Below are 22,887 nucleotides of genomic sequence, written 5' to 3'. Positions count from 1 at the left end.
TCCGCAAGATCCACGAACTGAACCCCGGCACCGGCGTCGAACTGCTCATCCCCGACTTCTCCGGCAAACCCGAACACATCAGCGCGATCTGCGACTCCGCCCCCGAAGTCTTCGCGCACAACGTCGAAACCGTGCCCCGGATCTTCAAGCGCATCCGCCCCGCGTTCCGCTACGACCGCTCCCTGGACGTCATCACCCAGGGCCGCGCCCACGGCATGGTCACCAAATCCAACCTGATCCTGGGCATGGGCGAAACCCGCGAAGAGATCTCCGAAGCCCTGCGTGACCTGCACGCCGCGGGCTGCGACCTGATCACCATCACCCAGTACCTGCGCCCCTCCGAACGGCACCTGCCCGTGGACCGCTGGGTCAAACCCCAGGAATTCGTCGAGCTCGCCACCGAAGCCGAGGAAATCGGCTTCCTCGGCGTCATGTCCGGCCCCCTGGTCCGCTCCTCCTACCGCGCCGGACGCCTCTGGGCCACCGCGATGCGCAAAAAAGGCCGCGAGATCCCCGCCCATCTGGCCCACATCGCCGAAGGCATCCAGGACTCCGGCACCACCCGCCAGGAAGCCCGCACCCTCCTCGCACACCACGCGACGGCCTGATCCGCAAGGAGCCAGCATGTTCCCCACCCGGATTGAAATCATTCCCTCAGCCGGAATCGTTGAGAAAGTCCAGGCAGCGGTACCGCTTTCCACGACGCTCACCGTGACCTGCCTGCCCCATCACGGGATCGAGCGGACCATGGAGGCTTCCATCAAGCTCAGCCTCCTTGGCTACACCGTGATTCCGCACCTCTCGGCACGTGGGCTGGAGAGCCGGGCGCAACTCTCCGGTATCCTCCGGGACTGCGAGGCCGCCGGGATCAGTGAGGTTTTCGCCATCGGTGGCGACGGAGCCCAAGGTGCCAGCCCCTACCGATCGTGCCTTCCCCTCTTGGCGGATATCGCCGAGTACACCGGTGGCAGCATCACGGCGGGCATCGCCGGTTATCCCGAGGGACATCCTTCCGTGAGCGGGCTCGACTTGCTGGACGCCTTGTTGGCCAAACAACACTTGGCCACGCACGTTGTCACGCAGATGTGCTTCTCCGCCCCGACGATCCTCGACTACGCAGCACTCCTGCGCCGGGAAGGCGTCGAGCTGCCGGTGTGGGCAGGCGTGGCCGGGGCCGTTCCCCGGACCAAACTGCTGGCCCTGGCAGCCCAGATCGGCGTCGGGACGTCCGTGAAGTTCCTCAGCAATAAAGGAACCCTTGCCCGGAAGCTTCTAGGCGGGGACAAGTACTCACCGGAAGGCCTCGTTTCCGAGATCATGGCGCACCCGGATGGCATCTCGGGAATCCATCTTTACAGCTTCAACCGACTGGACATGCCCATCTGGGAACGAAGCGACCTCCCCGATCCTGAGGCCAGCGAGGCAGCATCCGCGTAATCTGGCACCGCCTAGGTCCTGGGGACCCCTAGCTCCCCGGGACCGAAATCGCCGCGACCGTCTTTTGGTTGTCATCGCGCAGTTCCACGCCCGAAATCCCGGCGAGCTGGACCGGCGTCGCACCCGTGACCTTGATGTGGCCACTGGACGTCGCGGTCCATCCGCACGCCATTTCCTCCGTGCCGTCGCGGCCCTTGACCCACAGGTACATCGTGCCTTGCGCCGGCATGCTGCGGCCTTCCAGCTGAAGCTCGGTCCCCCACGCCTTCCTGACGAGCCCCACGGTGAGCTGCAGGCCATTGTCTGTCTGCACGGAGTAACTGGCGTCAGGCTTGGGTGGCTGGTTCAACACGGGCCCTGCCAGTACGCCCAAGCCAAGGCACGCCGCGGCGACGGCACCCACCAGGGCCGCCCACCGGCGTCGGGATTTCCGCCGCCGTGCCGCCATCTTCAGGAGGATCGGCTGCGGGAGCGTTTCCGTGAAAGCCCCTGTAAGTGGGCGGGCGTCGGAAGGGGCAGCGGTAGAGGGCTCGACGGCGGGGCGCCCGGCGGCGAGCGCGACGGCGTCGGGCACGGGGACGGCGTCGAGGAGGGCGGGGAGGCTCTCCAGCTCGCCCAACTCGAGCCGGCAGTCAGCGCAGCTCGCCAAGTGCTCCTCGAAAATCCGGGCCTCGGCAGGCTCGAGTCCGCCGAGCAAGTAGGCGCCCAGCAATTGGTGAAGTCCGGTTTCGTTCACCGCTGCACCCCCATTTCGTCGAGAATCGTGCGGAGCGCCCTCACGGCGTAGAAGGCCCGGGACTTCACTGTGCCGCTGGGGATGTTGAGCCTCAACGCGGCCTCGTTCACCGTGAAACGTTCATAATGCAGTGCTACCAGGACCTCCCGGTGTTCGGTGCTGAGCCTCAGGAGCGCCTCCTCCATGAGGACCCGGTTGAGGAGCTCGTCCACCCGTTCGGTGGCCTCCTCCGGATCCGCCATGTCGCGTTCGGCAGCCTCTGCCGGGCGCCGCTGGGCCTTGCGGTAGTTGTCGATGATGACGTTGCGGGCAGTGCGGAACAAATAGCTACGCAGGCTGCCGGTGATCTGCGGGGCGTGCTGCCACACGCGAAGGATGGTTTCCTGGACTACGTCCTCAGCCAAGTGCGCGTCCGGCGTGCAGCTCAGCACGAAGCGGCGCAGGGCCGTGCCGTGGTCGCGGTAGATCGCGGCCACTACATCCTCGTCGAGCGGCATCGGCGCCTCCTTGGTGCTCGGCTTCCCCTTCTCCTGCGATACGACGTGCCCGCCACGAAAAAGGTTCAAGCCCCCTGAACCATTCTTCACCCGACGGCGTCGTACGGGTTAGCTTCCGGCACGTCCACGGCCGGTCGACCCGAAGGAGCAAACCATGAAGAAGCAACTCGGCACCGGGCTCGGCATCCTTGCTCTGGCCATCGCCCTCACTGGCTGTGGAGGAAGCCCCGGCTCGTCGTCATCTTCGAGCGCCACCAGTCCCAGCCCCGCGGCGTCGAGTTCAAGCGCTCCGGCGTCGAGCACTCCTGCTGGCGCGGCGGAACTGAAGACGGCGTCGTCGAGCGTCGGCGAGAGAGTGGTCGCGGCGAACGGCAAGAGCGTCTACGTCTTCGCGAAGGACGTCAAGGATTCCGGCAAGAGCGCCTGCACCGGCGGCTGTGCCACCAACTGGCCGGCAGTGACAACGACGTCGGCCAAACCGGCGGTTGACGGGGTGAGCGGAACCATCGGCACCATCCCCACGGCAGACGGCAAGATGCAGATCACCATCAACGGGATGCCTATCTACTTCTACTCCAAGGATGAAGACTCCAGTGACACCTACGGACAAGGCGTGGGTGGCGTGTGGTTCATGGTCAGCCCGTCCGGTTCCATGTTGACCCCTAGCAGCACCCCAAGCAGCACCCCAAGCAGCAGCACACCAAGCGGGAGCAGCATGGGCTACTGAAACCGTCGCTCACGTTTGCACCCCAAACGGCAAACGCTCGCTCAGATCTTTCCGGACCAGCCGGAAGATCTGAGCGGGCGTTTGTCCAAAAGGCCTCAAAGGTGAGCGGGCGTCCGCCCCAGATGCCCTAAAAGTGAGCGGGCGTCTTAGGCGTCTTCGAACGCTTCAGCGTCCTCGAACTCCACCGCGGCGATGATCTCCTTCGTCTCGGGGTGGATCATGAAGGCTTCGTCGTCCTCTTCGATCATGATGTAGTTGCCGTGGTCCGTGGCAAAGTGCCAGGCGAGGATCGTCTCGCCGTCGTACTCGTAGTTGGGATCGCCCATGGTGATCTTCTCCAGCCGGTAGCCGGCAACATCGCACAGTTCGCGGATGATGAGCTCGAATTCGGGGGCGTTCTCGAGTTCGGCTTCGGCCGCCTCGGCCTGGCGCTCTTCGAGGTTCGGGATGAGGGCTACACGCTCGGCGATGTGTGCCTTGAGCTGCTCCTCGTCGAGGTAGAGCACACCGTCCTGGCTGCGGAGCCACGCTGCGTTGAGTTCGATGATGTCTTCGGTCTCCAGGAGGGATTCGAATTCGCCGTCGAGGGCCTCGAGCTCGGCAACGGCTTCCGGTGCCACCTCGGACTCGTCAAGGTCGCCGTCCAGGTAGGCCTCGGCGTCCTCCTCGGACAGCGCGTCGAAAGCTGCGGCGGTGCGGTTGAACAGCTCGAGGTGGCCCTTGGCGCCCATTCCTTCAAGGCCTTCGCGGACAAACGCATCCACCTCTTCGCGTTCCGGGACCGTGAAGACGTACTGGGCGAAACCGCCCGCGAGTGCCTGTGTCAGGTAGTAGTCCACAAAGTAGCTGCGCAGGGCGTTGGTAGCGATTTCCTCGTGGTTGAGGAGCTCCTCGTACATCTCGTTGACCACGGTGACGTTCGCGTCCACAACGTCTGCGTTGTCGGCCTCGATGCTGTCCTTCGTCAGAACGACGGGGTTCTCATTGCTGGTCATGGGATTTCCTCACTGCTGGGAAGCTTGTGCTGCTCCGGACCCTTTCAACGTACGCGGGGGCAGTTGTCGGGCAAGCTAGGCAGAGGTGAACGTCCGGCAAAGTTTCAGGGCTGCTGCGTGGGCCCTAGGATTCATAGATAGCCTCCTGCCGAAAGTAGCCTTAACGAATGCCTTCCCACTCAGACGATTCCTGGGAACTGGCGATTCAGACACCCGCCATTAACGACCGTTCCCTCGCGGCCGGCCTCGCCTATGCCATGGGAAGCCGGGTCAGCGGCATCACCTTCGACTCCGCCACGGGCCTGATGATGGGCAAGGTCAGGGGCAGCGGCCCGTCACCGTATTCGACGTCGGCCAAGCTGGTCCGCAAGCCCGGAGGCTGGAGCTGCACCGTGGGCGTGTGCAGTTGCCCCGTCCGCAAGGACTGCAAACACGTGGCCGCCCTTCTCTTCGCCGCCGAAGACCATCCCGCAGTGCGGGCACAGCTGCTCAGCGCGCCCGCGTTCGGACAGACGGCCCAAACAGGGGGAATCGTGCAGCGGCCGGCCTGGGAACAGGCGCTCAGCAAGCTCATCGCCACCCCGGGGACCGCACCGCAAGGCCAGGGCCTCCCCTTGGCACTGGCCTTCGAAGTGGAAGAACCGGCCCCGCACTTCTCCTACACAGGCCGGCGGGATCCGCTCCGCAGCGTGCGCCAGCTCAAGGCCCGCCCAGTGATGATGGGAGCCAAGGGCAAGTGGATCCGGGGCGACGTCTCCTGGACCAACCTGAACTACCTCGGCTACAAGCGCGAGTTCAACGAAGCCCATATCGACTGGATGCAGAACTTCCTCGCCGCGCATTCCACCGCGGACTACCGGCAGCTCACTTCCAGCATGTGGATGCTGCTCAACGAATTCGCCGGCAAGAACCTGTGGAGCCTGCTCGCCGAAGCCTCGAAGGTCGGAGTTTCGCTCATCCACTCCGGCGGGACCGAGCCGGTCCGCATTGCCGCGGAGCCCGCCGTCGTCGGGCTCGACCTTAGCCGGCCCGACGACGGACTGCAGCTGTCGCCGTCGGTGACCTTGGGCGGGGACGCCCTTGATCCGGCGGCCTTGGGCTTGATCGGCCGCCCGGCGCATGGATTGTTCTTCACGGGTCCCGGCGAGGGGCACTTGCCCGGCGTTTCGGCCCCCGCTAACCTCATCACGCTGGCCCCTTTGGAGGGCGGCGAGTCGCAGGAACTCCTCGATTTCGTCATGGGCGCGTCCCGGCTCCAGATCCCGGCGAAGGACGAAGAACGATTCCTCACGGCGTTCTATCCGAAACTCAAGCAGTCCACGCGGGTCACGGCAGCGGACCATTCCGTCGAGTTGCCGGTCCTCGCCGTGCCCACGCTGTCCTTGCTGGCGAACTACGGCTCCGACCACCGCGTGCGGCTGCACTGGGAATGGCACTATAAAGCCGGCAAGCTCGTGACTGCCCAACCCCTCTGGCGGCACCCTGACGACCACGGCTATCGCGACGACGCCGAAGAAGCCCGGATCCTGGAGACCCTGGGCCGGCCTTGGGAGGTGGTTGCCGCGCTGGGCGAATCGTCGAGCGGCGGATGGGGGGCTCCACGCCTCGCGGCCTCGGTGGCGCTGGATGGGCTGGACACCCTGGCCTTCACCGAGGAGGTGCTGCCCCGGCTCCGCGAGCTGCCCGACGTCGTCGTGGACACCTCCGGCGAGATCGCCGACTACCGCGAGGCCACCGAGGCTCCCGTCGTCTCCATTTCGACCAAGGCAACCGACAGCCGCGACTGGTTCGATCTTGGCATCGTCATCACGCTCGAGGGCGAACCCGTGTCCTTCGCGGCCGTGTTTTCCGCCCTCGCGGCCGGCCAGAGCCGGATGTTGCTGCCGAGCGGCGCCTACTTCTCGCTGGACCTGCCCGAACTGCACCAACTCCGCGCGCTGATCGACGAGGCCAGGTCCTTGCAGGACAACCCGGACCGGCACGGCACCCTGCAGATCAGCCGTTTCCAGGCCGGGCTCTGGGATGAGCTCGCGCAATTGGGGATCGTCGACGAGCAGGCGGCAGCATGGCGGGAGGCCGTGGGCGGATTGCTCGACGACGGCGTGACCGGGCTGCCGCTGCCGGGCTCGCTCGACGCCGAGCTGCGCCCGTACCAGTTGGAGGGATTCAACTGGCTGAGTTTCCTCTACCGCCACAGCCTGGGTGGCGTCCTGGCCGACGACATGGGCCTCGGCAAGACAGTGCAGGCGATTGCCTTGATGTGCGCGGCGAAGGAGCAGGCTGAGTCCGGCGCCGGAGGCACCGCGGGCGGCAGCGCCCCCTTCCTGGTGGTGGCGCCCACCAGCGTCGTGGGTAACTGGGCCGCGGAAGTGCAGCGCTTCGCCCCCGGTTTGAGCATAAAGACCGTGGGAGAGACCTTCGCCAAGAGCGGCGCGGATCCGCAGGAATCCATGGCGGGCATCGACGTCGTCATCACCTCGTACGCGCTGTTCCGGATCGACTACGAAGCCTACGCCGCCAAGGAATGGGCCGGACTGATGCTCGATGAAGCCCAGTTCGTCAAGAACCACCAGTCCAAGGCCTACCAGTGCGCCCGGAAACTCCCGGCATCCTTCAAGCTGGCCATCACGGGAACCCCGCTTGAGAACAACCTCATGGAGTTCTGGGCGCTGACCTCGATCGTCGCACCGGGACTTTTCTCCAGCCCGCGCCGCTTCGCGGAGTACTACCAAAAGCCGGTCGAAAAGAACGGCGACAAGGCCCAGCTCGCCAAGCTCCGCCGTCGGGTCCGTCCCCTGATGATGCGCCGCACCAAAGAGCAAGTCATCAAGGACCTGCCGCCCAAGCAGGAACAGGTGCTCGAAGTGGTGCTCAACCCGCGGCACCAGAAGGTGTACCAGACCCACTTGCAGCGGGAGCGTCAGAAGATCCTTGGGCTCATCGACGATGTCAATAAGAACCGCTTCACCATTTTCCAGTCGCTCACCCTGCTGAGGCAGCTGAGCCTGGACGTCTCCCTGGTGGACGAGTCCTTGTCAGCCGTGCGCTCGTCCAAGTTGGATGTGCTGTTCGAACAGCTGGAGGACATCGTCGCCGAGGGGCACCGGGCGCTCATCTTCAGCCAGTTCACGGGGTTCCTGGGCAAGGTCCGGGAGCGGCTCGACGCGGAGGACATCGAGTATTGCTACCTCGACGGCAGCACCCGGAACCGGGCCGACGTCGTGAGCGAATTCAAGAACGGCGCAGCGCCCGTGTTCCTCATTTCCTTGAAGGCCGGCGGGTTCGGCCTGAACCTGACCGAGGCCGACTACGTGTTCCTGCTGGACCCGTGGTGGAACCCAGCTTCCGAAGCACAGGCCGTGGACCGCACCCACAGGATCGGGCAGGCGAGGAACGTCATGGTCTACCGATTGGTGGCCAAGGACACCATCGAGGAAAAGGTCATGGCGCTCAAGACCAAGAAGTCGCAGCTGTTCGCGGATGTCATGGAAGGCGACGCCCTGGCCGGTGGCGCGCTGACGGCGGAGGACCTGGCGGGGCTGTTTGCGGAGTAGGGCCGCGCCTGCGGCGGAGAAACGACCACGGCAAAATCGACGTCGCCGCTAGCATGTATTCAAATTTTGACGATCGTTACAAACACGGCATCCCACCGACTCTAGGTCATGAAACACGCTCAAGGCAATGACTTTCCGGATGTTTACGAAGTGCCCGCGCCGGCATCAAAACTTCTTTCTTGGTATGCCAAGTGGCGTCAATCCGCCATCCGCTGCCCATTTTGTGCCACGAAGACTCCTGTATTTAAAGGAAACTCTCCAAATCCCCGTTGACGGCAAATTCCAGCTTGGTATACCGTGAGCGAAATCGACGCCCGGTTGACGGGGCGCCATGACGAGGAGGGAAAATTCTCAATGGTTGAGCTGGAATCACATGCCACCCCCAAGGGCTTGGGCTGCGACGCCTGCGGCTACGATGGCGCGGTTGCGGAAGACTCAGGGCTCTTTGGCGGCAAGCGAAGCGTGCCGAAAGGACTGGCTGCAGGCCTCGCTGAACGGGTCCGGCACGACTCTGCCAGTGCGCAGCAACGAGGCCTCGGACCAGACGGACAGCGTGACCAGAACCGCCCGCTAGTCCTCGCGGCAAGTTGGGTTCTTGCCCATCAGCAAGGCGAGTTGGTCCTTCTGCGCGATCACGAAGTAGTTGTGCGCGGCGACCGCATCGAGGCGGTCCGCCCTTGGACCGGTACCACCGACGAGCGAATCGACCTGCAAGGGCAGCTTCTGGTCCCGGGCTTGATTTCAATGCACAGCCACGTGGCGGGCGGCGCCGCCACGCGTGGGTATGTCGAGGGCAACCTCACTCCCATGAGCAAAGGCGCCATTTTGCGCCAGGGCAGGCAATTCCTCAATGCCATGGTGTTGCTCGAGGATCTTCCGGACGAAGACCTCGACACCATGACTGCCCTGAACCTGGCAGAAATCCTCCGCGGTGGCTGCACCACCCAGATTGAAATGTCCAAGGGCTTGAGATCGATGCAGTCCTACGTCCGCGTCGCACGGCAATTCGGAATCCGCGGCTACCCTTCCGGGGCCGTGCCGGGGATGAGGCGGATCCTACCGATCTGGAAACGCGGTGACGACGACCAAAAGTTGTTCAATTCGGTGCCCGAGACACTGGCCGAAATCCAGGAAAACCTCGCCTACGCTCGGACCATCAACGGCGTCGACGACGGCCGCATCCTGCCAATGATGGCGCCAGCGACAAACGCGGTGCACACCCCGGAAACGTTCGCCGCAATGAAGGCTGCAGCCGAAGAGCTGCACGGCCTCCACATTCACCTGCAGGCAGGGTACGGCCGGGCGCCGCAGCCGGACAAAGCTGCAATGAACCGCTTATGGGGCCAGGACGAGATCCCGTGGCTGCACAGCCTTGGCCTCTTCGACGGCTCGGTACGGGTTTTTGGAGCCCACCTTCTCGGAATCGACTTTGAGCGCGATCTTCCGCTGTTGGCCAATCCCAGTTTCACTTTCGCCAACTGTCCTTCAGGCACCGGCGCAGGTGTCACACCCGCACAGTGGCCCTGGCCGGAAGTTCTCGGAGCAGGCGTCAACTCCGGCATCGGCCTGGATACGCACTCGAACGACTACATCGAAAACCTCAAGATGGCTGTTATCTACGGTCGGATCAGGGCGGATTTCCTCGGCGATTCAACCCCGGTACCCATGGTCCGGCCGTCCATCTGGACAGCCGTGGAAGCCGCGACGCTGGGAGGCGCCCGGGGCCTGGGACGTGAAGACCTTGGCCGGATCGCAGTCGGCGCGAAAGCTGACCTGACCAGCATCGATGTCAGCGGTCTGTTGGTTGGGGTAGGGACGGTTCCGCGGGAACCGCTCAATCACCTGATGTACGCAAACGGACTCTCCGTCAAGAACGTCATGACGGACGGTCACTGGCAAGTCCGCAACGGCGCACTCGCGGTGGTTGACGAGGCCAGGCTTGTCCGCGAGGCAGGCAAGGTAGTCCAGCGCATCTGGGACCAGATGGCCGCCGACGGCGTCTTCGTCGAGGAACCTCGCAGCGACCTGATCCCAGCTGCCGCCTCGTAGCGTCTCCGGGCACCCCCAACGCATTTCTCCCCAGCCCGCTTGTCCGGGCTGATCTTCCTTTCATCTTTTGCCCGCGTTTGTTCCCGTTCATCACAAGTAGGAGAAAAATCAATGAAGAACTTTGCTCCCCGGGTACCAAGTCTCTGGAGAAAAGTCGCGATCGCCGCGGTTCTTGCCTCTACCCTCGCCGGCACTGCCGCCTGCGGAGGTTCAGGCCAGGCCTCATCGCCCCAAACGAACAGCGCCGATACTTCCCTCACGGCCCTGGTGCCAGCTGACATCAAGGCCAAAGGCACCATCACGGTCGGAACCCAGCCGGATTTCGAACCGGCCAACTTCACCCCCATCGGCGAAAACGGCGTCAAGGGGTTCAACATCGACCTCATGGATGCCATGGCCGCCAAGCTCGGCCTGAAGATCAGTTACCAGAAAGTGCCCTTCGACCAGCTGCTGGTCGGCGTCCAGACCGGCAAGTTCGATGCCTCCATCGCCGGAATGACCGACCGGAAGGCCCGGCAGGAGAATGTCGACTTTGTCGACTACCAGGTTGCGGGCACGGTCTTTATGGTGGCCAAGGGAAACCCGAAGAAGATCACGGGTGAGCCCGACGGCGGTTGCGGCATCAAGATCGGCGGAGTCAAGGGCAACGACGACGAGCGCTTGGTGGGGATCATGGCCAAAGCCTGCACTGCTGCAGGAAAGCCTGCACCCGAGCTCGTTACCTTCCCGACTGGCAGCGACAAGAACCTGGCGTTGACTTCAGGCCGCGTGGACGCCATGTTTTGGCCGGACATGGCCGTATCGGTCATCAACCGGGAAACCCAGGGGAAGCTCGAATCAGTGCCGGTGAACTTCGAGCCCAAGGTCTTCCTCGGCATGATCTTCAATAAGCAGAACCCGCAATTGCGGGATGCCTTCCTGAAGGCAACGGAGGCCATGCACGCTGACGGCAGCTACGACGCAATCCTGAAGAAGTGGGATGTCACTGTGATCGACCTGCCAAAGCCAGGCGTCAATCTCGCAACGTCTTAGTCATTACCGGAGTGCGGTCTTCCACGACGGACCGCACTCCGGATTCCAGTTCCGCAAAGAAGGACACCACATGCGTACGAAAACAACACTCCCGCCGTCGGGTGATCTCCGCCATGATCGTTGACGGCCAGGTGGCACCGACGCACGACAACGTCGGGAAGCCTCCCTTCACAGTTCTTGATCCAACACACGTGCAGGACGGCCAGGTGGCCGGAATCCAGGCCAAGCGCCGGAAGCCCTACGGGCAGATGGCGAGCGGGGCAGTCATTGTGGCGATTGCCGCGCTCTTCATCTGGTCCCAGGCGGCAAATGAGAATCTGGACTGGTCCAGCGTCGGCGAGTTCATGTTCCACCCTGTCATCTTCAAAGGCATCGCAGTCACGCTGGAACTTTCGGTCTTCAGCATGTTGATCTCGGTGGTCCTGGCTTTCGGCGTGGCCCTCATGTGCCAGAGCCGGAACCGGCTCGCGGCGATTGTTGGCCGGGTCTACGTGTGGTTCTTCCGCGGGGTGCCGCTCCTGGTCCAGATCCTCATCTGGTTCAACCTGGCGGTGCTCTTCCCGAAGATCCTCGGCGCCGACACCAACCAGCTGATCTCTGGATTCACCGCGGGTCTCTGCGCACTGTCCCTGGCCGAATCGGGCTACATGGCTGAAATCATCCGTGGCGGCATTCTGTCAGTCAGCAAGGGGCAGACGGACGCCGGCCTCAGCATCGGCTTGACTCGGGGACAGGCTTTGCGAAGGATCGTGCTACCGCAGACCATCCGGGTCATCATTCCTCCGACGGGAAATCAGTTCATCGGCCTCCTCAAGGCCAGCTCCTTGGTTTCTGCCATCGGGGGAAGCGATCTGTTGACGCAGACCCAGCTCATCTATGGCCAGAATTTCAAAATTGTGCCGCTGCTCATTGTGGCCACGGTCTGGTACCTCATCCTTGTCAGCGTCGCCAGCATCGGCCAGTATTTCCTGGAACAAAAGTTCAACCCCGACGGCGCCGCAGCCGGCGGGTCGTTCCGGGAACTCATCCGCAGGAATCTCCTGTTGCGAAACCGCTCCGATCTTTCCCGAAAGGCAGTCCAGCCATGACCATTGCTCCAGCACAGGTACCACTCATGGTGATCGACGGCGTCCACAAATGGCTTGGCAAGAACCACATCCTTCGCGGCGTGAACATCGCCGTGGCATCCGGTGAAATCGTTTGTGTCCTTGGCCCTTCAGGCTCCGGAAAGAGCACGCTACTTCGCTGCATCAACGGTCTGGAGGCCATTGAGTCCGGGACCGTTGAAATCGGCGGAGACCGCGTCGGATACAAGGTTCACAAAGGACAGTTGTTCGAACGCACCGAACGGGAATCGGCCAGAATGCGACGGCGGATAGGGATGGTGTTCCAGCACTTCAACCTTTTCACGCACATGACAGCACTGGAGAACGTCAGTTATGGCCCGCGACGGGTGCTCGGGCTGTCCAAAGCCGAGGCCAGGGAGCAAGGACTGGACGCCTTGGGGAAGGTCGGTCTGAAAGACAAGGCCGGGTCCTACCCGGCGCAACTTTCCGGCGGTCAGCAGCAGCGCGTTGCCATCGCCCGGTCCCTGGCCATGAAACCCGAGGTGATGCTCTTTGACGAACCCACCAGCGCACTGGACCCTGAGTTGGTCGGCGATGTCCTTCAGGTCATGAAACGCGTTGCCGAAGAGGGCATGACCATGGTTGTGGTCACCCACGAGATCGGGTTCGCCCGCGAAGTCGCCGACCGGGTGATATTCATGGACGAAGGACGGGTCATCGAATCCGGACCGGCAGCACATGTCCTGGACAATCCTTCCCACGAACGCACCGCCAATTTCCTGCGACACGTCAGATGACGCGGACTGCTTCCGCGTACATCCACATCCGGGACCGGATCATCAGCGGCGAGCTGACGCCGGGAACATGGCTTCGAGAACGGGAACTCTCTGCTGAATTGAATGTGTCACGGGTCCCAGTGCGGGAGGCGCTCCTGCAACTTGAGGCAGATGGCTTCACCACGACGGGTCCGCGTCACGGAGCGGTCGTCAGGCAAATGACGATCCAGGATGTCGATGAAGTCTTTGACATCCGGCTCAGCATCGAGGTTTCAGCCGCGAGCATTGCTGCCCACCAGGTGGGGGCGGGGGCCAGCCCCGATCGCCTGCTGTCGGTCCTCGCTGACGCTGAGGCTCTCGTATCCAACCACGACGAGGACCTCAGGGCCAGCACCAACGTGGCCATCCACGACGAGATCTTCAGCCTGACAGGCAACGAACTCCTGACCACCGTGATCCGCCCGGTCGCGAACCGCATGCGGTGGCTCTTCGGAAACGTCGTCCAGCAGGATCCCGAGCAACTTTGCCGGGAACACCGCGCACTGTGCCAGGCGATCTGCGCCGGGCAAGCCGAGCTCGCCTCCGCGCTGGCCATTGCCCACATCGAACACAGCCGCGGACCCGCCATTTCGCAGTTGGAGGGGAAGCTTCCCCTCCGCCGTTCTCCAGCTGTCGTGGACGGCCGGACGCCGGGCGGCCGCCGGGAGCGCTGAGGGCGTCCGGCGGTTTCCCGCTTCCTGTATCACCCCCTCGGCATATCGGGATCCTAACGGCCGTCATTTGATGTATACAATTGAACGCGGCCAGAGCAATACAGCGTCGCCGAAGGGGGAACCGTGGAGGGCACCGAAGCACAGTCAGAGACGCACGCAAGCATCGATAGAACTGTGGAATGGGTGGACACCGACGCGTCGGGCCATCAACACAACTCCGCAATCATGCGCTGGGTCGAGGCCGCCGAGGCAGAGCTTTTCCGCAACCTGGCGCTTCCGGAGTACTTCCCGAGTGCTCCTCGAGTGCAACAAGTGGTCAATTACACGGCCAAGCTGTGGTTTGGCCAACGAGTGACGGCAACCGTGAAGATCCAGAAGCTCGGGCGAACCTCCATGACCCTTGCCTTCGAGGTCTATGGCCACGCACATCCAAACTCGCCGGGCGGACTGGCTGCACATGGGACATTGACCACTGCCCACGTGCCAGCGGGCTCAGCTTCAGCCCAGCCGTGGCCGGAACGGATCCGGCAGGCGGCTGGCGTAGCGGTCCCGAACAGTCCGGGGCTCTGAACCATGATGGACATGCCCGCTCCCCCGGTACGTCACCAGCAGCTGATCGTCACGATCTATGGTCTTTATGGCCGCAGTTCGGGCGATGCCCTCCCCGTCTCTGTGCTGATTTCAATGCTGGGCGACCTGGGCTATGACGCGCCCGGGGTTCGTTCCTCCGTCTCGCGGCTGAAGGCCAAGGGTGTCCTGAAAAGTGTTCGCCTGGACGGCGTCGCCAAATACGAACTATCCGACACCGTCATTGACGTCTTCCGCGAGGGCGATCGAAGGATCTTCGCAGCCGATCGCTCCACCGAGCTGGAAGCCTGGGTCCTCGCGGTGTTTTCCGTCCCCGAATCAATGCGGAACCGTCGGCACCAACTACGCTCCGAGCTGTCCGGGCTCGGTTTTGGATCCGTCGCCTCAGGGGTATGGATCGCGCCGGCCCGAGTCCTTGAACAGGCCCGTGAGCGGCTTGCATCGCGGGGTCTCATCCAGTTTGTGGACTTCTTCCGGGGCGACTATCTGTTTGAGGGCCCCATGCCCCCGAAGGTGGCCGAATGGTGGGATTTGAAGGCCATCGACGAGCAATTCGCCGAATTCCTGGACCTCTACGAAGGCGCCGGAAATCTTTGGGCCGGACTGGTCGGGGATGATCCCGAGGCCGCCTTGGCCAACTCGACCGCGGAACTGCGCCGGGATGCTTTCCGCTACTACATTCCCATGCTGACTCTGTGGCGCCGCTTCCCGTACCGGGACCCTAACCTGCCGCTGGAATTCCTCCCGAAGGACTGGCGCGGACCTGCGGTTCGCGAGACGTTCCAGGCGGTTCATCGCCTGGCCGCACCCCTAGCCGCGGCCCACGCGCACGAACTCATCCACGGCAATGCGGATCTGGTGGCACCCTAACGCGTTGCCCGGCCTACCAGGGAGCGATCGGATGGACCCCGATATGCCGCCCGTCCTTGTCGCACAGGTGACCCATCCGCTTTGGCGTATCCAGAGCGACCATCCGTTCGGTCACGTTCATGGTTGGCATCCGTGAACCCAAAGCCGTCTCCAAGCGCTGGATTTCTCCGAGGTTGCGTACCCAGAAAGTCGCATAGACATTGGCCTCGCCTGTCACTGCGGCGACCAGGCGGCATGCCGGCCAGGCCGCGAGCTGTTCACAGATGAAATCGACGTCCTTGGCCGGCGCCTTGGCGAGCAACGAGGCCTGGATGGGCCACCCGGCCAGCGACCGTGCAATATCGCAACGGAAAGTCACCCCACCCGAGGCCACCAGTCTTTCGACCCGCCGGCGCGCGGTTGCCGTGCTGCAATCCGTCGCCTACGCCAGCTCAATCCACGTAAGCCGGCCGTTTCTGACGAGCAGATCGAGCAAGCTGCGATCCAGCATGTCCAGTCGCGTCGTGTAGTTGGCCGGATTCGCTGACATGGTGCCGTTGTTGATAATCCTCGGACTGAAGACGCAGATGGTGCCCGCCACCTTCGACACCATCCTGCCCGGGCTCAGCAGCGGTAAGTATGACCTGGGAATCTCCGGATTCATAGAAACGACGGAACGCAAGAAGAACGCCGATTTTGTCAGCTACGAACAGGGCGGCACCTCGATCGCGGTTCCGCTCGGAAATCCAAAGAAACTGTCCACGGAGTGGACGACGCTCTGCGGGAAGAAGATCGCAGCCGGCAAGGGCACTATCCAGGGACTGACCATACTGCCCGACTTTGCCGCGAAGTGCGTGGCCGCGGGCCAGCCCGCCATCGACGCGCAGCTGTTCCCCTCCATGAATGACGCCAATCTCGCCCTGAGGTCCGGCCGCGTGGATGGCGTCATGTCGGAGAGCGCATCCATGAGCTGCCAGGCCAAGCTGGCCGGAGACCCCTTCGAGCTTGTTCCCGGCGCGAATCTTAGCCCGGGAATCGCCGGGGCCGCTCTGCCCAAGAATTCCCCGCTCACAGCCGCCGTGCGGGCCGCAATGACCAAGCTGGTCGACAGCCCGGCGTATAGCGCGATCACCAGCAAGTGGAGCTTGCCGGAAAACCACAAGGTCACGGCAGGCCAAGTTGCAGGCAACTAGTCGAAAAGGCCCGGATGCCATCATGATGGGCAATGCCGCACCGGTCCTGGACGAACCAAGAATCGTCAGGACGAAACACATCGGGCGTTGGACAGGGGCTTTGCTCTGTGCAACGCTGGCCGGCCTCCTTCTCCAGTCCGCCCTGACCAATCCACGCTTCGGCTGGGACCAGGTGGCCCTGTTCTTCCGCGACGGCGCGATTGTCCAGGGCATCGGCGTGACCTTGGAACTGACGGTAATCTGCATGGTCCTGGGCGTTGGACTCGGGATCGTGCTGGCCGTCATGCGGATCTCCTCAAACCCCGTGATCAGCTGGATCGCCAGGGCCTACCAGGGCTTCTTCCGTGGCACCCCGGTACTCGTGCAGCTGCTGTTCTGGTTCAACCTGGCCGCCCTGTACCCTTCCATTTCCTTTGGAATTCCAGGTGAAGTCCTCGGGAACCCCCGCCACGAACGTACCCAGGCGTTCCTCGCCTCGGTGCGCTGAGGAGCGGAACCAGCGATATCACTGGCCTACTTATAGGCCTGCCCACCACAAAAGCTCATCTCACGTCCAAGGGAATCACGTATCAATGCACACCAAAAACCACATTTCCGAGGGCAAGCTCGGCCCGTACAGCCATCAGGAGGCACCCCAAGCATACGGCGGGGAAACAGCGTCAATCGCGCTGAAAAGGACCGCAAGAGACGCACTACACCGGGCACAGCGCGACATCGTCGGACTAAGCCATCAGTTGCATGCGAACCCGGAGCTGGCGTTCGCTGAATACGAATCGGCGCGGGCCATCACGGATCTTCTTGAGCGGCACGGATTCGACATAGAACGCGGCATAGCGGATCTCGAAACCGCGTTCGTCGCAACCTCGGGTCATGGCGAATTGGTCGTGGCATTCTGCGCTGAGATGGATGCGCTGCCTGAAGTCGGCCATGCTTGCGGGCACAACGTGATTGCCGCCGCCTCCGTCGCGGCAGCAATCGCCCTAGCCGAGGTCGCTGACAGCGTTGGGGTGTGCGTGAAGGTTTTCGGCACTCCGGCGGAGGAAGCCGGAGGCGGAAAAATCATCATGCTGGAAGCCGGCGCGTTCGATGGCATACATGCGGCCATGATGGTCCATCCCGCTACCAAGGAGTACGCGGATCACCACACGCGGGCCGTAGTCGGGCTTCGCGCAAGCTACACGGGACGCACGGCTCATTCGGCTGCGGCACCCCACGAAGGAATCAACGCCGGCGATGCCGCCACCGTGGCCCAAGTTGCGATCGGTTTGCTCCGTCAGCAGCTTCTGCCGGGGGCGCTCGTGCACGGCATTGTGACCAAGGGAGGTGAAGCGGCCAACAGCATCCCGGGCGCCGCTGAATTGCTCTACGATGCGCGCGCCAACAGCGTCAAGGAGCTGGCCGAGGTCAAAAAGCAGCTCATTGTCTGTTTCGAAGCGGGAGCTGTCGCGACCGGCGCCAGCCTGCACATCACTGAGGAAACAAGGGAGTTTTCCGGGTTCCGGAACGATCAGCCGATGGTCGGTTTTTACCAAGCGAACGCGGAGTCCCTTGGACGCCGCTTTGATGACGAGCCCTTGGAAAAGCGCTTGTCGGAAGCCGCCTCGACCGACATGGCCAACGTCTCACTGGCAATACCGTCAATTCATCCAGTGATCAGGGTGGAAGCCCACGGAGCGTCAAATCACCAGCCGGAGTTTGCCCGCTGGTGCGCCAGCGAGGACGCCGACAAAGCAGCGTTGGAAGGCGGGGCAGCGATGGCGTGGACAGCGATAGACCTTGCCCTGGACACCACGGAACGACGACGGCTCATCACCGTCGGAGAATCTTCCGGTCCGTGCGCCGAAGCAGCGGACTTCTAGCGTTACCTGCCTGAAGGCGTCGGGATTGCCGTCCCGACGCCTTCTCGTCGGCCGATGTCGCCGTCGTCGGTGAACTCAATGACGACGGCCGGACACTCGCCGACACCGTCGCCTCGATCTTGGGCCCGAGCCCCATGGCATGCGTGGAGTTGCGGAGCTCCTGGGAATCAGTCAACAAACGGTCAAATCCCACCTGCACAGGGTCCGCCAGCGCTACGCCGCCTCGGGAATCGACGTGGGCAATGTCCTCAGCCTCCAGGACCGGCTCCGCAAAGACGGTTGGCTGGCCTAACGCCTAGCGCCCAGGGATGACGGCGATGCCTTGGATCTCAATGAGGGCTTCCTTCTGCCATAGCCGCGTGACGCCGATTCCGGCCATGGCGGGGTACTGGGATCCGGCCATTTCACGCCAGATCCTTCCGATCTCGCGGCCGTTGGCCGTGTAGTCGTCAACGTCGGTCAGGTAGATGGTCACGTTGACGAGGTCCTCGGGCTGGCCGCCGGCCTCGCGCAACGTAGTGAGGACGTTCGAAAACGCCTGGGTGAACTGCTCCACGATGCCGCCGGGAACGATGTTCATGTCTTTGTCCAGGGCGGTCTGCCCACCCAGGAACAAGGTGTTTCCGGCGAGCATGCCGTGCGCAAACCCGGATGGCTTGGGGAGCGACTCCGGGTTGATCGTCTTGTGGCTCATGCTGTTCCTCCTCGTTGTGGCAACTGCGAAAACTTTTGGAAAGCCTCTGTGCAGATCATTCCTGCCGTGCTACGTTGAGCATATGTGACGATCGTAAAAAAGTCGACATATGTATTTCGGGAAGCAGTATTTTGAGAAGCAGCAATGGAAGGACAAAACGCATGAAACTCGCCACCCTGCGGACGGCCGGTGGAGGCACGACGGCGGCACTCGCCACGGGCGCCAACTCTTACCTCGCGCTGCCGGCCAGCGACGTCGGGGCGCTTCTTGCCCAGCCGCAGTGGCGAACCATCGTGGAGAAAGCCGTGGCCGCCGGAGGCAACGCCATCGCCGACCCCGACTTCGCTCCGTTGCTTCCGCGGGCAGGCAAAGTCATCTGCTGCGGACTGAACTATGGCGACCACATCCAGGAGATGGGCCGCGATCTTCCCGAATACCCCACGCTCTTCGCCAAGTACGCGGACACCCTCACGGGCCCGGCTGACACCATCCACATCCACGGCAGCAGCCGCGTCGACTGGGAGGCCGAGTTGGCCGTCGTCGTCGGCTCCGAACTCTTCGGCGCGGACGAAGACGAAGCGCGGAAGGCTATTGCCGGATACACAATCGCCAACGACGTCTCCATGCGGGATTGGCAGAACCGCACGCTGCAGTGGTTCCAGGGCAAGGCGTTCGACCGAACGACACCGGTGGGGCCAGTCATGCTGACCGCGGACGAGGCCGACGGCGACTTCGAGGTCCGCGGCTACGTCAACGGCGAACTCGTGCAGCACGGCAACACCAGCACCTTGGTGTTCGGCCCGGCACGCCTGCTCTCCTACATTTCCCATTTCACTACCCTGCGCCCAGGCGACCTTGTCCTGACCGGTACGCCCGGCGGAGTGGGGATGGGTATGACACCGCCGCGCTTCCTGAACGACGGCGACGTCCTCACCACCGAAATCGACGGGATCGGACGGCTGGAAAACAATTTCCGGATCCACGCACCCGTCCCCGCCATCGCCTAGGCCAATACCAACCACTTCAAAGGAGTGACCACCATGAACCCAACCGCAACCGATTACCGCCTCGAAGGCGACAACTCCATCTACGCCCAGCCGGACGGCAAAGTGGTACCCGTCGTCACCCGCGCGGGTGAAGAGGACACCAACACCGCCCAGTCCGGCGACTGCATCCGCGTCTCCGGCGTCAGCATCCAGCACACGCCGGCCACCAAGATCTGGTTCGGGCAGGTCTCCAACGTTCCCGGCTACCGCTCCCTGCCGCACCACCACGGCGAAGCGGAAACCGGCGGCTACGTGCTCCGCGGCCACGGACGCATCTACTTCGGCGAAAACTACTCCGAGTTCCTAGACATGAAGACCGGCGACTGGGTATTCGTCCCGCCGTTCATGCCGCACGTCGAGGCCAACATGTCCATCACCGAAGAACTCGTATGGCTGACCGCGCGCACCCCGGAGAACCTCGTGGTCAACCTTGACGACGTTGCCGACGAGACCCTCGCAGACTTCCGCAGGGCCTGATGGACATGTCCACCGGAACCCTGACGTCGGAGACATTCCTCAAGGCCATCGAGCTGACGGCCGTCCACGCCCAGATCCACGACGAAGCCTACGAAGCCACCTCGCAGTACGTCCCGTGGCCCAAAGCCTACGGCGGAGACATGGTGGCCCAGGCCGCGGCAGCGATGATGCGCTCGGTCGACGACGACCGCTCGCTGCATTCCATGCACAGCTACTTCATGCGCCCCGTGGAGATCGGGGCCACCGTCCGCTACGAGGTCGAACGCCTCCGCGACGGCCGTGGATACTCGACCCGCAGCGTACGGGGCTACCAGAACGGCAAGACCGTTTACGCGGCGATGGGCTCCTTCCAAGTGCCCGAAGACGGCCCGGACTTCCAGCCTGAGGCGCCATCCGCCGTCGAGCCCGAATCCCTCCGCAGTGCCGCCGAGGTGCTCCAAGGGGTCGAGGGGCTGGCCGCCGAATACTGGTCTTCGAAGCGAAGCTTCGACATGCGGCATATTCCCAGCCCGGTATATCTGCAGGTGGAAGGCGATTCCGTGCCGCACCAGGCGATCTGGGTCAAGGCCTTCGAGCAATTGCCTGACGCCGGCAACGAACACGCGACCGCCGATCTGCACCGGGCGGCACTGGCATATGTCTGCGACTACACCATCCTGGAGCCCCTGCTCCGGGTGAACGGACTCCACTGGTCCAGTCCCGGACTCGCCACGGCCAGCCTGGACCACTCCATGTGGTTCCACCGGGCCGGCCGCGCCGACGGCTGGGTCCTTTACGCCCAGGAAGCAGTATCCGGGCAGAGCAACCGCGGGCTTGCCATGGGCCGCTTCTTCGACAGGCAAGGACGCCTGCTGGCGACGGTGGCCCAAGAGGGCATGATCCGCGCCGGCTCCTGAACACACCCGACTTATCCGCGTATTACTGAAAGGAGTGGCCATGACGATGTTGAGATCAGCCCACGTGGACACCTTCACCTACGACCATTTGCCACCGGCGGGCACATGGCCGACGCTCGAATTCACCCTGCCGGAACTCCAGTACCCCGAGTGGCTCAACGCCGCGGCGGTACTCATTGACCACGCCGTCGCAAACCACGGTGCCGCGCGGCCCGCCCTGCGTACCCCGGACGGTACGGTCTGGACTTACGGCGAATTGCAGCAGCGCGCCAACCAGGTGGCCCAGGTCCTTACCGAGGACCTCGGGGTGGTGCCCGGTAACCGCGTCATGCTTCGCGGACCGAACAACCCCTGGATCGTTGCTGCCTGGCTCGGCGTGCTCAAAGCCGGGGCCGTGGTGGTTACCACCATGCCGATGCTGCGCTCAAGCGAGGTCGGCACCCTCATCAGCCTCACGCGTCCGGCTGTGGCGATCTCCGACCACCGATTCATGGACGAACTGGCCGCGGCCGCAGGCGAGGACACCGTTGTCCTCTCCTACGGAACCGACGACGCCGGCGACCTCACGTCCCGCTGCGCCGCCAAGAGCGGCGAATTCACTGCCGTGCCCACGGCCGCCGACGACGTCGCGCTGCTCGGCCCGACGTCGGGCACCACGGGCACGCCCAAGATCACAATGCATTTCCACCGGGACATCCTCGCGAACGCCGACACTTTTGCCCGCCACATCCTGCAGCCAACCGCAGACGACGTGTTTGCCGGTTCGCCGCCCCTCGCCTTCACCTTCGGCCTCGGCGGGCTGGTGGTCTTCCCGCTGCGCTTCGGCGCATCGTCGTTGTTGACCGAACGGGCTACCCCGGTTGAACTTGCCGAGAGTGCAGCCGCTGCCGGCGCCACTATCCTTTTCACCGCGCCCACTGCGTACCGCGCCATCCTCAAGGAAAAGCGCGGCGAGCTGCTTAGCGGACTGCGCATTGCGGTTTCCGCCGGCGAACACCTACCCAAGGAAACGTGGGAGGCAGTTCGGGAGGCCACAGGCCTCCGGCTCATCAACGGCATCGGAGCCACGGAAATGCTCCACGTCTTCATCTCCGCCGCGGGCGATGACATCCGGCCCGGCACCACCGGACGGGCAGTGCCAGGGTACAGGGCAACCATCCTCGATGACGAGGGTCTGGAACTCGGACCCGGGCAGCTTGGCCGGCTCGCGGTCATCGGCCCCACTGGATGCCGCTACCTGGACGACCCCCGGCAAGCAAATTATGTGGTCAACGGCTGGAACGTCACCGGCGATACCTTCACGAAAGACGAGGACGGGTACTTCACCTACCAGGCCCGCTCGGACAACATGATCGTTTCCTCCGGCTACAACATCGGCGCGCCAGAGGTGGAGACAGCCATCGACCTGCACCCCGACGTGGTGGAGAACGCCGTCATCGGCCGCCCCGACGAAGCACGCGGCAGCGTCGTCTGCGCGTTCATCGTCCTGCGCGAAGGTGTCACAGGCGATGACGCGAAGCGCAAGGAAATCCAGGACTTCGTCAAACGGACGATCGCCCCCTACAAGTACCCGCGGGACATCCGGTTCGTCGACGAACTTCCCCGCAACCCCAGCGGCAAACTGCAGCATTTCAAGCTGCGCGACCGCATCAACAACGACCCCGAACAACTTGCCGGCGCAGGCCTCGGCCAGGCCTGAAAA

24 protein-coding genes are annotated in these 22,887 nt (G+C 63.5%); 19 read left to right on the top strand and 5 right to left on the bottom strand.

Going from position 1 to position 22,887, the window contains the following annotated elements:
* Together QRN51_RS18710 and QRN51_RS18705 are read left to right on the top strand one after the other, a co-directional pair.
* Positions 1-608: lipoyl synthase (locus tag QRN51_RS18710; RefSeq protein ID WP_284991306.1), on the top strand; the 608-nt coding region annotated here is incomplete at its 5' end.
* Between the two features lie 16 nt (positions 609-624).
* Positions 625-1,437 (top strand): methylenetetrahydrofolate reductase, encoded by an 813-nt coding sequence (locus QRN51_RS18705; RefSeq protein WP_284991305.1) that lies wholly within the window; start codon positions 625-627, stop codon positions 1,435-1,437.
* A gap of 28 nt (positions 1,438-1,465) precedes the next feature.
* Here QRN51_RS18705 and QRN51_RS18700 read toward each other — a convergent pair whose 3' ends face one another.
* Positions 1,466-2,173 (bottom strand): anti-sigma factor family protein, encoded by a 708-nt coding sequence (locus tag QRN51_RS18700; protein ID WP_284991303.1) that lies wholly within the window; start codon positions 2,171-2,173, stop codon positions 1,466-1,468.
* Complete coding sequence (locus tag QRN51_RS18695; RefSeq protein ID WP_059389901.1) at positions 2,170-2,670, bottom strand: sigma-70 family RNA polymerase sigma factor; 501 nt, start codon at positions 2,668-2,670, stop codon at positions 2,170-2,172. The genes QRN51_RS18700 and QRN51_RS18695 overlap by 4 nt, the downstream gene beginning before the upstream one ends.
* A 154-nt stretch (positions 2,671-2,824) precedes the next feature.
* On the opposite strand from QRN51_RS18695, the gene QRN51_RS18690 reads away from it, so the two are divergent.
* Complete coding sequence (locus tag QRN51_RS18690) at positions 2,825-3,397, top strand: COG4315 family predicted lipoprotein (RefSeq protein WP_284991301.1); 573 nt, start codon at positions 2,825-2,827, stop codon at positions 3,395-3,397.
* Between the two features lie 146 nt (positions 3,398-3,543).
* Here QRN51_RS18690 and QRN51_RS18685 read toward each other — a convergent pair whose 3' ends face one another.
* The gene (locus QRN51_RS18685) at positions 3,544-4,392 is read right to left on the bottom strand and encodes a DMP19 family protein (RefSeq protein ID WP_284991300.1); all 849 of its coding nucleotides are present in this window, start codon (positions 4,390-4,392) and stop codon (positions 3,544-3,546) included.
* Positions 4,393-4,559: 167 nt separating this feature from the next.
* Here QRN51_RS18685 and QRN51_RS18680 point away from each other — a divergent pair, with 167 nt between their 5' ends.
* The 8 genes from QRN51_RS18680 (at position 4,560) to QRN51_RS18645 (ending at position 15,041) form a co-directional block, all read left to right on the top strand.
* The gene (locus QRN51_RS18680) at positions 4,560-7,946 is read left to right on the top strand and encodes a DEAD/DEAH box helicase (RefSeq protein WP_284991299.1); all 3,387 of its coding nucleotides are present in this window, start codon (positions 4,560-4,562) and stop codon (positions 7,944-7,946) included.
* A gap of 354 nt (positions 7,947-8,300) precedes the next feature.
* On the top strand, positions 8,301-9,995 hold the full coding sequence (locus QRN51_RS18675; RefSeq protein ID WP_284991298.1) for an amidohydrolase family protein: 1,695 nt from the start codon (positions 8,301-8,303) through the stop codon (positions 9,993-9,995).
* Positions 9,996-10,106: 111 nt separating this feature from the next.
* Positions 10,107-11,027, top strand: coding sequence for an ABC transporter substrate-binding protein (locus tag QRN51_RS18670; RefSeq protein WP_284991296.1), 921 nt, complete (start codon positions 10,107-10,109; stop codon positions 11,025-11,027).
* Between the two features lie 101 nt (positions 11,028-11,128).
* On the top strand, positions 11,129-12,115 hold the full coding sequence (locus QRN51_RS18665; RefSeq protein ID WP_113990732.1) for an amino acid ABC transporter permease: 987 nt from the start codon (positions 11,129-11,131) through the stop codon (positions 12,113-12,115).
* Positions 12,112-12,891 carry an amino acid ABC transporter ATP-binding protein gene (locus QRN51_RS18660; RefSeq protein ID WP_059389894.1) on the top strand — a complete coding sequence of 260 codons (780 nt, stop codon included), beginning with the start codon at positions 12,112-12,114 and terminating at the stop codon, positions 12,889-12,891. The genes QRN51_RS18665 and QRN51_RS18660 overlap by 4 nt, the downstream gene beginning before the upstream one ends.
* Entirely contained in the window at positions 12,888-13,583 is a 696-nt protein-coding gene (locus tag QRN51_RS18655) for a GntR family transcriptional regulator (protein WP_059389893.1), read from the top strand. The genes QRN51_RS18660 and QRN51_RS18655 overlap by 4 nt, the downstream gene beginning before the upstream one ends.
* Positions 13,584-13,706: 123 nt before the next feature.
* Positions 13,707-14,153, top strand: a complete 447-nt coding sequence (locus tag QRN51_RS18650) for an acyl-CoA thioesterase (RefSeq protein ID WP_059389892.1) — start codon at positions 13,707-13,709, stop codon at positions 14,151-14,153.
* Between the two features lie 12 nt (positions 14,154-14,165).
* On the top strand, positions 14,166-15,041 hold the full coding sequence (locus QRN51_RS18645) for a PaaX family transcriptional regulator (RefSeq protein ID WP_284991294.1): 876 nt from the start codon (positions 14,166-14,168) through the stop codon (positions 15,039-15,041).
* 13 nt (positions 15,042-15,054) lie between these two features.
* Here the strand turns inward: QRN51_RS18645 and QRN51_RS18640 are convergent, their stop codons facing one another.
* Positions 15,055-15,399 carry a hypothetical protein gene (locus QRN51_RS18640; protein WP_059389890.1) on the bottom strand — a complete coding sequence of 115 codons (345 nt, stop codon included), beginning with the start codon at positions 15,397-15,399 and terminating at the stop codon, positions 15,055-15,057.
* A gap of 151 nt (positions 15,400-15,550) precedes the next feature.
* Here QRN51_RS18640 and QRN51_RS18635 point away from each other — a divergent pair, with 151 nt between their 5' ends.
* From QRN51_RS18635 to QRN51_RS18620, 4 genes are all read left to right on the top strand, one after another.
* Positions 15,551-16,213 (top strand): transporter substrate-binding domain-containing protein, encoded by a 663-nt coding sequence (locus QRN51_RS18635; protein WP_284991293.1) that lies wholly within the window; start codon positions 15,551-15,553, stop codon positions 16,211-16,213.
* Between the two features lie 22 nt (positions 16,214-16,235).
* The gene (locus QRN51_RS18630; protein ID WP_059389888.1) at positions 16,236-16,700 is read left to right on the top strand and encodes an ABC transporter permease subunit; all 465 of its coding nucleotides are present in this window, start codon (positions 16,236-16,238) and stop codon (positions 16,698-16,700) included.
* Between the two features lie 85 nt (positions 16,701-16,785).
* A complete protein-coding gene (locus QRN51_RS18625; protein ID WP_284991292.1) occupies positions 16,786-18,072 on the top strand; it encodes an amidohydrolase in 1,287 nt (428 codons plus the stop codon).
* Positions 18,073-18,211: 139 nt separating this feature from the next.
* Entirely contained in the window at positions 18,212-18,364 is a 153-nt protein-coding gene (locus QRN51_RS18620; protein WP_172465689.1) for a sigma factor-like helix-turn-helix DNA-binding protein, read from the top strand.
* A 3-nt stretch (positions 18,365-18,367) separates the two neighbouring features.
* Here QRN51_RS18620 and QRN51_RS18615 read toward each other — a convergent pair whose 3' ends face one another.
* Positions 18,368-18,766, bottom strand: a complete 399-nt coding sequence (locus QRN51_RS18615; protein WP_059389887.1) for a RidA family protein — start codon at positions 18,764-18,766, stop codon at positions 18,368-18,370.
* Between the two features lie 161 nt (positions 18,767-18,927).
* On the opposite strand from QRN51_RS18615, the gene QRN51_RS18610 reads away from it, so the two are divergent.
* Genes QRN51_RS18610 through QRN51_RS18595 form a run of 4 tightly spaced genes read left to right on the top strand, consistent with a single transcriptional unit; the run spans position 18,928 to position 22,884 of the window.
* Positions 18,928-19,773 carry a fumarylacetoacetate hydrolase family protein gene (locus QRN51_RS18610; RefSeq protein WP_284991291.1) on the top strand — a complete coding sequence of 282 codons (846 nt, stop codon included), beginning with the start codon at positions 18,928-18,930 and terminating at the stop codon, positions 19,771-19,773.
* A gap of 33 nt (positions 19,774-19,806) precedes the next feature.
* Entirely contained in the window at positions 19,807-20,289 is a 483-nt protein-coding gene (locus tag QRN51_RS18605; protein WP_284991290.1) for a cupin domain-containing protein, read from the top strand.
* Positions 20,290-20,294: 5 nt separating this feature from the next.
* Positions 20,295-21,185, top strand: coding sequence for an acyl-CoA thioesterase (locus QRN51_RS18600; protein ID WP_059389899.1), 891 nt, complete (start codon positions 20,295-20,297; stop codon positions 21,183-21,185).
* A 40-nt stretch (positions 21,186-21,225) separates the two neighbouring features.
* Complete coding sequence (locus QRN51_RS18595) at positions 21,226-22,884, top strand: AMP-binding protein (RefSeq protein WP_284991289.1); 1,659 nt, start codon at positions 21,226-21,228, stop codon at positions 22,882-22,884.
* Positions 22,885-22,887 lie beyond the last annotated feature (3 nt).

Origin of the sequence: Arthrobacter sp. efr-133-TYG-120, assembly GCF_030209785.1 — a bacterium.
Lineage (GTDB): Bacteria > Actinomycetota > Actinomycetes > Actinomycetales > Micrococcaceae > Arthrobacter.
This window is presented reverse-complemented; position numbering and strand designations above follow the sequence as displayed.